The sequence below is a fragment of the Roseisolibacter sp. H3M3-2 genome (genome assembly GCF_029211165.1).
In the GTDB taxonomy this organism is placed as follows: Bacteria; Gemmatimonadota; Gemmatimonadetes; order Gemmatimonadales; family Gemmatimonadaceae; genus Roseisolibacter.
The window spans coordinates 1-9,240 of the sequence record NZ_JARGEK010000180.1; the positions used below are offsets into that span (position 1 = coordinate 1).

At 75.8% G+C, this 9,240-nt stretch carries 10 protein-coding genes; 7 read left to right on the top strand and 3 right to left on the bottom strand.

Translation table 11 applies throughout. The features are described 5' to 3' along the window. On the bottom strand, window positions 1-288 hold a 288-nt coding region (locus tag PYV61_RS14870), incomplete at its 3' end, for a hypothetical protein (RefSeq protein WP_275832896.1). Between the two features lie 2 nt (window positions 289-290). Further along, complete coding sequence (locus PYV61_RS14875; protein ID WP_275832898.1) at window positions 291-1,394, bottom strand: radical SAM protein; 1,104 nt, start codon at window positions 1,392-1,394, stop codon at window positions 291-293. A 158-nt stretch (window positions 1,395-1,552) separates the two neighbouring features. On the opposite strand from PYV61_RS14875, the gene queA reads away from it, so the two are divergent. From queA to tgt, 3 genes are all read left to right on the top strand, one after another. Continuing rightward, window positions 1,553-2,593 (top strand): tRNA preQ1(34) S-adenosylmethionine ribosyltransferase-isomerase QueA, encoded by a 1,041-nt coding sequence (gene queA / locus PYV61_RS14880; RefSeq protein WP_275832900.1) that lies wholly within the window; start codon window positions 1,553-1,555, stop codon window positions 2,591-2,593. 116 nt (window positions 2,594-2,709) lie between these two features. After that, window positions 2,710-3,681, top strand: coding sequence for an NmrA/HSCARG family protein (locus PYV61_RS14885; RefSeq protein WP_275832902.1), 972 nt, complete (start codon window positions 2,710-2,712; stop codon window positions 3,679-3,681). Between the two features lie 41 nt (window positions 3,682-3,722). Further along, window positions 3,723-4,931, top strand: coding sequence for a tRNA guanosine(34) transglycosylase Tgt (gene tgt / locus PYV61_RS14890; RefSeq protein ID WP_275832904.1), 1,209 nt, complete (start codon window positions 3,723-3,725; stop codon window positions 4,929-4,931). 57 nt (window positions 4,932-4,988) lie between these two features. Here the strand turns inward: tgt and PYV61_RS14895 are convergent, their stop codons facing one another. Then, window positions 4,989-5,561: a hypothetical protein gene (locus PYV61_RS14895; protein ID WP_275832906.1), complete on the bottom strand. Its 573-nt coding sequence runs from the start codon at window positions 5,559-5,561 to the stop codon at window positions 4,989-4,991. Window positions 5,562-5,780: 219 nt separating this feature from the next. Between PYV61_RS14895 and yajC the strand changes: the two genes are divergently transcribed. The 4 genes from yajC (at window position 5,781) to rsmB (ending at window position 9,222) form a co-directional block, all read left to right on the top strand. Then, entirely contained in the window at window positions 5,781-6,128 is a 348-nt protein-coding gene (yajC, locus tag PYV61_RS14900) for a preprotein translocase subunit YajC (protein ID WP_275832908.1), read from the top strand. 7 nt (window positions 6,129-6,135) lie between these two features. Beyond that, window positions 6,136-6,693, top strand: a complete 558-nt coding sequence (def, locus tag PYV61_RS14905; RefSeq protein WP_275832910.1) for a peptide deformylase — start codon at window positions 6,136-6,138, stop codon at window positions 6,691-6,693. 85 nt (window positions 6,694-6,778) lie between these two features. Further along, window positions 6,779-7,735, top strand: coding sequence for a methionyl-tRNA formyltransferase (gene fmt, locus PYV61_RS14910; protein ID WP_275832912.1), 957 nt, complete (start codon window positions 6,779-6,781; stop codon window positions 7,733-7,735). A gap of 122 nt (window positions 7,736-7,857) precedes the next feature. Beyond that, window positions 7,858-9,222, top strand: a complete 1,365-nt coding sequence (gene rsmB, locus PYV61_RS14915) for a 16S rRNA (cytosine(967)-C(5))-methyltransferase RsmB (RefSeq protein ID WP_275832915.1) — start codon at window positions 7,858-7,860, stop codon at window positions 9,220-9,222. Window positions 9,223-9,240: the final 18 nt, after the last annotated feature.

A 9,240-nucleotide genomic window follows, 5' to 3' on the forward strand; every position in this document is an offset into this window, starting at 1 on the left:
CGCCGCGGCGCCGTCCCACGACAGGAGCAGCGCGCCGCCGGGAGCGACCAGCGCGCGGGCGACGGCGAGCCGCGGCGCGTCGAGGTCGACGACGACCACCAGGTCGCACGACGCCGTCGCGTGGTCGTCCGCGTCGAGGGCGACGTCCACCGCGTCGGCGAGCGTCGCCCGCCACCGGTCCCGCCGCGCGGCCGCCGCGCCGAACAGCACCGCGCCGCGGGCGTACCGGCGCCCCGGCAGGAGCAGCCGCCGGCCGCCGTCGCGCGCGGAGGCGCGCCCCGCCCCCACCGTCAGGCGGGCGCGGCCCCGTCGGCGCCGTAGCGCCGCATCGACGGCCCGTGCTTGCGCACGCGCGCGTCGTAGTTGCAGTGGCAGTTGGGGCAGTTCAGCCGGAAGCTGTCCGCCGCCGCGCGGCGGTGCGCGTCGGTGAACAGCAGGTCGCGCAGCCGCCGCTCGTGCAGGCTGCCGAGCGGGAAGGTGACGTAGCACTGCTGCACGCTCCCGTCGGCGCCGACCCACAGCATCTGGTGGCTGTCGCAGGGGACGCGCATGTCGGGGCCGAGCAGCAGCCACTCCGGGATCGAGCGCATCCCGTCGGCCGTCTGCGTGAAGCGCGCGGGATGCGCGCGCTGCCGCTCCAGCATCGCCGCCACCACGGCGCGGATCGCCGGCTCGTCCTCGGGTCGGAACTGCAGGTGGCGGTCGTCCCCCTCCGTGAAGTAGGGGAGCGAGTAATGGACGAGGTCCACCTGGATCGCGAGGTCGTACCGCTCGGCGAACGCGTGGGCCGCCTCGAACGCCTCGACCGTGCACGAGGGGCGCGACAGCAGCCAGTTGATCTGCAGCCGCACCCGGTCGCCGTACCGGTCGCGCACCGCCGCGATCCCGTCCTCGACGCGCGCGAAGCGCCCGCGGCGCTGCACGTACGCGTCGTACGCGTCGCCGACGCCGTAGAAGCCCACGGTGAGGTCGCGCAGCCCGGCGTCGAACAGCGCCGGCATCCGGTCGCGCAGGAGGACCGCGTTCGTGGTGACGTACGGCGACAGCTCGCGCTCGCGGGCGTGCGCCACCATGCGCGGCAGGTCGGGGTGCAGCAGCGGCTCGCCGCCGTAGAACCGGATCTGCCAGATGTGGTGCGCGCGCGCGTCGTCGAGCAGGTCGCGGACGACGGGCCACGGGAGCTGCGCGCCGGGCATGAAGTCGCGCCCGTAGCGGCAGCCGACGCAGCGCTGGTTGCAGTTGGCGGTCACCGCGATGTGGATCTTGCGCGGCTCCGGGCGGATGAGGACCGGGAGCACGCGCGCCGCGCCGTGCCGCGCCCGCTCGATCCCCGCGTCGACCCGGCGGGCGGCGTCCCAGGCGCCGGGGATCCGCCGGAGGGCGGGACCCAGCACGTGTCGGAGCGTGGAGCGGAGCATCGGCCAACCGGACGCGAGAGACGACGGCGCCGCGCGACGTCGCACGGCGTCCGCGGGAGATAACGCCGGGTGCGCGCCGCCCACAATGACCACCGCGCGCCGGGGCCGGGAGCCGATCCGGTTATCCTTCGCGCATGCGCGGCGCCCGCACCTCCGACTACGACTTCCACCTCCCCGAGGCGCTGATCGCGCAGACCCCGGCCGACCGGCGCGACGCCAGCCGGCTGCTGGTGGTGGACCGCGCCGCGGGGACGATCGCGCACCGCACCTTCGGCGACCTGGCCGCCCTGATCCCGCCCGGCGACGCGCTGGTGCTCAACACCACCCGCGTCTTCCGCGCGCGCCTGCTGGGGACCCGCGACGGGAGCGGCGCGCCCGCCGAGGTCCTGCTGCTGCGCGCGACCCCCGAGGCGGACGTGTGGGAGGCGATGGTCTCCCCGGGCGGGAAGCTCAAGCCCGGGCGCCGCGTCACCGTCGCCCCCGACCTCGCTGTAGAGATCCTGGCCGTCACCGAGCGCCGCACGCGTCTCGTGCGGCTGCACGCCGACGGCGACGCGCTGGCCGTGGTCGAGCGGCGCGGGCACGTCCCGCTGCCGCCGTACATCGACCGCCCCGACGCCGAGGCCGACGTCGAGCGGTACCAGACCGTGTACGCGCGCGAGCCCGGCTCGGTGGCGGCGCCCACGGCCGGGCTCCACTTCACCCCCGAGCTGCTGGCGACGCTGGCCGGGCGCGGGGTGCGGCGGGTGGACGTAACCCTCCACGTCGGGGCCGGGACCTTCCGCCCGGTGGAGGTCGAGGACCCCGCCGAGCACGTGATGCACGAGGAGTGGTACCAGGTGTCGCCCGAGGCGGCGGACGCCGTGGCGGCGACGCGCGCCGCCGGCGGGAAGGTGTGGGCGGTCGGCACCACGTCGGCGCGGACGCTCGAGAGCGCCGCCGAGCCCGACGGTCGGATGCGTGCCGAGGCGCGCGACACCGCGCTGTTCATCCGCCCCGGCTACCGCTTCCGGGCCGTGGACCGGCTGGTGACCAACTTCCACCTGCCGCGCTCGACGCTGCTGATGCTGGTGGCGGCGCTGGCGGGGCACGAGCTGACGATGCACGCCTACGCCGAGGCGGTGCGCGAGGGCTACCGCTTCTACTCGTACGGCGACGCCATGTGCATCGTCTGACCGGCGCCCCGGGTCGATCGACCCCTGGCGGTTTCTCTCAGGAGTGAGATATTCGCCCCGTGCCGCGCGGCGACCGACCGCCGCGCCGCCGGGACCTCAGCGGGAGACTCAGCACAATGGCAGCGAAGCGCATCGTCGCGATCGTGGGCGCCACCGGGGCGCAGGGGGGCGGGCTGGCGCGGGCGATCCTCGCCGACCCGGCGTCGGAGTTCGAGGTGCGGGCGCTGACGCGCGCCCCGGACGCGGACCGCGGCCGCGCGCTGGCGGAGCGCGGGGCGACCGTCGTGGCGGCCGACCTCGACGACGCCGCGTCGCTGACGCGCGCGTTCGCCGGCGCCGACGCGGTCTTCGGCGTCACCAACTTCTGGGAGCACATGTCGCCCGAGCGCGAGCGGCGCCAGGCGCACGCGATCGCCGAGGCGGCGAAGGCGGCGGGCGTGCGCCACGTGATCTGGTCGACGCTCGACGACACGCGCGCGCGGGTGCCGCTGGAGGACCCGCGCATCCCGACGCTCATGGGCGAGTTCAAGGTCCCGCACTTCGACGCCAAGGGGGAGTCCGACCGCCGCTTCGTCGAGCTGGGCGTGCCGACGACGTTTCTGAACACCACGTTCTACTGGGACAACCTGATCCACTTCGGGATGGGGCCGCGGCGCGCCGAAGACGGGGGGCTCGACCTCGTCCTCCCGATGGGCGACAAGCGGCTGGCCGGGATCGCCGCCGACGACATCGGGCGCGTGGCATACGGGATCCTGCGCGCGGGCGACGCCTACGTGGGCAAGACCGTCAGCGTGGCCGGCGACTTCGTGACCGGCGCCGAGATGGCCGAGAAGCTGGGCGTGGCGCTCGGGGAACGCGTGCGCTACGTCGACGTGCCGATCGAGGTCTACCGCACGTTCGGCTTCCCGGGCGCCGAGGACATCGCGAACATGTTCTGGTACTACCAGACGTTCGAGGCGGAGTTCTGCGGCGCGCGGCCGCTGGACGCCACGCGCGCGCTGCACCCGCAGCTGCAGACGTTCGACGCGTGGCTGGCGGGGCACGTGGCGGCGATCGCGGCCACGCCGGCGGCGGCGCCCGCGCGCTGACGCGCCCCGCCCGCGGGGGGCGGGGCGGGTAGATTGTGCGCGTGCACAGCCTCCCCGCCCCGCCCTTCGCCTTCCAGGTCGAGCACGAGCGCGGCCGCGCCCGCGCCGGCACCTTCGCCACGCCGCACGGCGCGGTGCGCACCCCCGCGTTCATGGCGGTGGGGACGCTGGCCACCGTGAAGGGGCTCGACCCGGACGACCTGCACGCGATGGGCGCGCAGATGATCCTCGCCAACGCCTACCACCTGCACCTGCGGCCGGGCGACGCGCTGGTGCGGCGGCTGGGCGGGCTGCACCGCTTCATGGCGTGGGACGGGCCGATCCTCACCGACTCGGGCGGCTTCCAGGTGTTCTCGCTGGAGGGGCTGCGCACGATCGACGAGGACGGCGTGTCGTTCCGCAGCCACATCGACGGGAGCGCGCGCCGCTTCACCGCCGAGTCGGTGATGGCGATCGAGCGCGGCCTCGGCGCCGACGTGATCATGCAGTTCGACCACGTGCCGCCGGGGCAGAGCGCGGAGCCCGTCGCGCGCGACGCGATGGAGCGGTCGCTGCGCTGGCTGGCGCGGTGCCGCGCCGAGTTCGAGCGGCTGCGCGCCGAGGACGCGCCCGCGCCGACGCCGGAGCAGGCGCTCTTCCCGATCGTGCAGGGCGGGATCCACGCCGGGCTGCGGCGCGAGAGCGCGCGTGCGATCGTCGGCATGGGCGGCTGGCACGGCTACGGCGTCGGCGGGCTCTCGGTGGGGGAGGCCAAGGCCGACATGTACGGGGTGCTCGACGTGGTCGACGGCGAGCTGCCGCGCGACCGCCCGCGCTACCTGATGGGCGTCGGCTACCCGGAGGACCTGGTCGAGGGCGTGCGCCGCGGCGTCGACCTGTTCGACTGCGTGGCGCCGACGCGCATGGGGCGCAACGGCGCCGCGCTCACGCAGGACGGCCGCATCAACCTGCGCAACGCGCGGTGGCGCGAGGACCCGGGCCCGCTCGACGCCGACTGCACGTGCGCGACCTGCCGCCGCTTCACGCGCGCCTACCTGCGCCACCTCGTGACGGCCGACGAGATGCTGGGGCTGCGCCTCATCAGCCTGCACAACGTGCACTTCCTGGTGGCGCTGATGGCGCGCGCGCGGGCGACGATCGCCGACGGGACGTTCGACGCGTGGAGCGCGGCCTGGCTGGAGCGCTACCTCGCGGGCGAGGCGGCGCGCGGCGCGGTGGCGAAGCCGGTCACGCCGCACCCGAAGCGCTAGGAGCGCGGCTGCGGGCCGCGGGCTGCGGATTGGAGACCCGCAGCCCGCAGCGCGCACTCACGGAATCGCCGGCGCCACCGCCAGCGCCGTCCCCGCCTTCGCCGCGGTCGGACGCTCGGCGAGCCGCGTCTGCAGCCACTCGCGCTGCGGGGCGCTCAGCAGCGGCGAGCTGGCCAGCAGCGTGCTCTTCTCGACGAACTCGCGGGCGCGATCGACGTCGCGGACCTCGCTGGTCATGAAGGCGAGGTTGGCGTACGCGGTGGCGGCGTTGAAGACGTCGCCGCGCGCCATCGCGCGCTCGGCCGCGCGCTCCATGAGCACGATCGCCGCGCCGCGCTCGGCGAGGGCGTGGCGGACCAGGGCGGCCGTCTGCAGCGACTCGAAGGCGCGCACGTCGGTGGCGGGGCGCAGCTCGGCGGCCCGCTCGCGCAGCTCGGCCGACCGCCGCCACTGCCAGCGCGAGTTCGTCGCCTGGAGCTCGGCGGCGCGGGCGTCCAGCTTGTCGGCCTGGGCCGAGCGCGCCGAGACCTTCACCGGGTCCAGCGGCTGCTGCGCGCCGGCGGCGGCGGGGAGGGCGAGGGCGGCCGCGAGGGCGGCGGTCCCGAGGAACGGGCGGAGCGTGGCGCGCATGGATGGGCTCCTGCGGTTCGGCGGTGAGGCGTGCGGCGGAGGAAACTCCTCGGGCCGGCGGAAGGGGGTGACCCGTCTCCGGTCCCGCTCCCCCTACGAGGTCTGACACGCGGTTGCCGCGGCGCGGCGGTTCACGAGTCGTTCGCGTGCGGTCAGCGCTCCGTCCCCGCGGCGGGGCCGCCCCGGTTAGCTTTCCCGCATCACCCCGGCACGCGATCCATGTATCCGACGCTCCTCCTCCTGCAGGCCTCGGCGAACCCGATCTTCGGGACGCTGTTCATGTACGTCGCCATCGCGGCGATCTTCTACTTCATCCTCTGGCGCCCGCAGCAGCGCCAGCGGAAGCAGCACGACGCGACCATCCGCTCGCTCAAGCGCGGCGACGAGATCGTGACCGCGGGGGGGATCGTCGGCGAGGTCGTGCTCATCAAGGAGCTGACCGCCGGGCAGTCGTCGCCCGAGGACCAGATCACGATCCGCTCGGGCGAGTCGCGGCTGGTGGTCGAGCGCGGGCGCATCGTGAAGGTGGCGGGCGCGCGCGCCGCGGCCGCCGGCGCCGCCGTCTGAGGGCCGCGTGGCGCTCCTCGACATCCACGTCCTCGGCTCGCCGATCCTGCGGCAGGAGACGCAGCCGGTCGCCGAGGTGACCGACGCGCTGCGCCGCCTCGCCGACGACATGCTCGAGACGATGCACGCCGCCAAGGGGATCGGCCTCGCCGCCCCGCAGGTGGGGCGCGCCGAGAAGCTGTTCGTCGCCGAGGTCGAGGAGGTGAAGCTCGTCCTCTTCAACCCGGAGATCGTGCTCGCCGAGGGGAACGCGCGCGGCGAGGAGGGGTGCCTGTCGATCCCCGACATCTACGGCGACGTGGACCGCCCGTCGCGCGTGGTGATGCGCGGGCTCGACCGCGAGGGGCGACCGGTCGAGGTGGAGGGGACCGAGCTGCTCGGCCGCTGCATGCAGCACGAGCTCGACCACCTGAACGGGAAGCTCTTCCTCGACCACCTCGGGATGTTCAAGCGCCGCTCGGCGCTGCAGAAGTGGGAGCGCGAGAAGGCGAAGTACCCGGCGCTGCGCCGCGGCTTCATCTCGGCGAAGGACGTGGCGGCGCAGCACAATGACGAAGCGCTGTAGTCGCGCTGCCAACCGCTCGACGCTCGACGCTCGACGCTCTCGCAGGCGCGGCGTCGAGCGTCGAGCGTCGAGCGTCGAGTAGGGAATGCGCATCCTCTTCTGGGGCACCCCCGACTTCGCGACGCCGCCGCTGCGCGCGCTGCTCGGCGAGGGGTTCGACGTGGTCGGCGTGGTGACGCAGCCGGACCGGCCGCGCGGGCGGTCGCGCTCGCAGCTCGATCCGTCGCCGGTGAAGCGGGTGGCGGTGGCCGAGGGGATCCCGGTGCTGCAGCCGGAGAGGCCGCGCGGCGACGCCTTCCTGGAGGAGGTGCGCGCGCTCGCCCCGGACCTGTCGGTGGTGGTGGCGTACGGGCACATCCTGCCGAAGGCGGTGATCGACCTGCCGCCGCAGGGGACGCTCAACATCCACGCGTCGCTGCTGCCGCTGCTGCGCGGCGCCGACCCGATCCGCGCCGCGATCCGGCAGGGGTTCGCGACCACCGGCGTGGCGATCATGCGCATGGTGCCGGCGCTCGACGCCGGGCCGGTGCTGCACGTGCTCGAGACGCCGATCGCCGACGACGAGACGTTCGGCGAGCTGACCGAGCGGCTGTCGGAGCTGGGCGCGCTGGCGCTGATCGAGGCGCTGACGCTGATGGCCGGCGGCCGGGCCACCGAGACGCCGCAGGACGACGCCCGCGCGACGTACGCCCCCAAGACCGAGCGCGCGCACGCCCGCCTCGACTGGACGCGCCCGGCCGAGGACGTGGCCCGCGCGATCCGCGCCTACGACCCGCGCCCGGGGGCCTTCGGCGTCCTGCGCGGCGCCGACGTCAAGCTGTTCGGCGCCCGCCCGATCCCCGTGGAGGAGCGCCCCGACGTCACCCCCGGCGAGGTGATCGCCCTCGGCCCCGACGGGATGGACGTGAAGTGCGGCGAGGACGCGGTGCGCGTGGCCTACGCCCAGCCCGCCGGCAAGGCGCGGCTCCCGGTGGCCGACTGGGCGCGCGGGCGCGGCGTCGAGCTCGGCGACGTGTTCGCGGCCGCCGACCTCGGCGCGTAGGGCGCTGCGGCCTGCGGACTGCGGATCCGGACCCGCAGTCCGCAGCCCGCGATGCCCGGCGGGACAGCCCGGTCCACCGCCGCGCTATCTTTGAGTCCATGTCCCCCGCCGACGCGCCGCCCATGCCCCGTCCGTCCGCCGTCGCCGGAGGCGTGACCCCGTCGCGGGTGCTGGCCGCCGAGGTGCTGGCCGACCTGCGGAAGGGGTTCCTGCTCGACCCGTCGTTCGAGCGCCGGGCGCACGTGCTCGACGCGCGCGACCGGCGGTGGGCGCAGGAGCTCCTGTGGGGGTCGCTGCGCCGTCGCGGGTGGCTCGACGGGCTGCTCGCCGAGCGCGTGAGCGGCGGGCTGGCGCGGCTGGACGCGGACGTCATCGACCTGCTGCGGCTGGGCGCGTACCAGCTGCTGGAGATGACGAGCGTGCCGCCCTACGCGGCGATCGCGCAGACGGTCGAGCTGGCCAAGCGGCGCCACGGCATCGGCGCGAGCAAGCTGGTGAACGCCGTCCTCCGGCGGCTCGAGCGCGACCGGACCGAGCGGGGGCGCGACGCGCTGGCCGGCCCCGAGCCGTCGGACCCGGGGGAGGCGCTGGCGCAGCGCCACTCGCACCCGCAGTGGCTGGTCGAGCGCTGGCGCGAGCGGTGGGACGACGCCGAGGTCGACGCGCTGCTGGCGGCCAACAACCGCGAGGCGCCGGTCGTCGTGCGCCCGTGGGGGATCGGCGCCGACGCGCTGGCCGCCGAGCTGACCGCGGCCGGCGTGCGCCTCGCGGACCCGGGGGCGGCGGCCGTGTGGGCCGAGGGGAGCCTGCAGCTGGCGCCCGGCGCGCAGCTCACCGAGCTGGGGGCGTACCGGCAGGGGCACTTCTTCGTGCAGGACCCGGCGTCGACGCTGGTGACGCAGTACGCGGCGATCCCCGAGGGCGCGACGGTCGCCGACCTGTGCGCCGCGCCCGGCGGCAAGGCGCTCGAGCTGGCGCGCCGGGCGTCGGTGGTGCTCGCGGGCGACCGCTCGCACGCCCGGCTGCGGCGCGTGCAGGCGAACCTCGACCGGCTGCACGTGACGCGCGTGCTGCCCTTCGTCGGCGACGCGCGCGAGCCGGCCGTCGGCGCGGCGGACGTGCTGCTGCTCGACGCGCCGTGCACCGGGACGGGGACGTTCCGCCGGCACCCCGACGCGCGCTGGCGCCTGAAGCCGTCCGACCTCGCGGTGATGCCGGCGCTGCAGCGGCAGATCCTGCGTGCGGCCGCCGCCGTGGTGCGGCCGGGCGGTCTGCTGGTGTACAGCACCTGCTCGCTGGAGCCCGAGGAGAACGACGCGCCGGTGGACGACTTCCTCGCCGCGCACCCCGGCTGGACGCTCGAGCCGCCGCCGGCGGGCGCGGTGCCGGACGCGGTGCTCGACGGCGGGCGCCTGCGCGTGCTCCCGCAGCGGCACGGGGTGGACGGCGCGTTCGCCGCGCGGCTGCGCCGGTCGGGGGACGCGTGACCGCGCCGACCGCCGCGC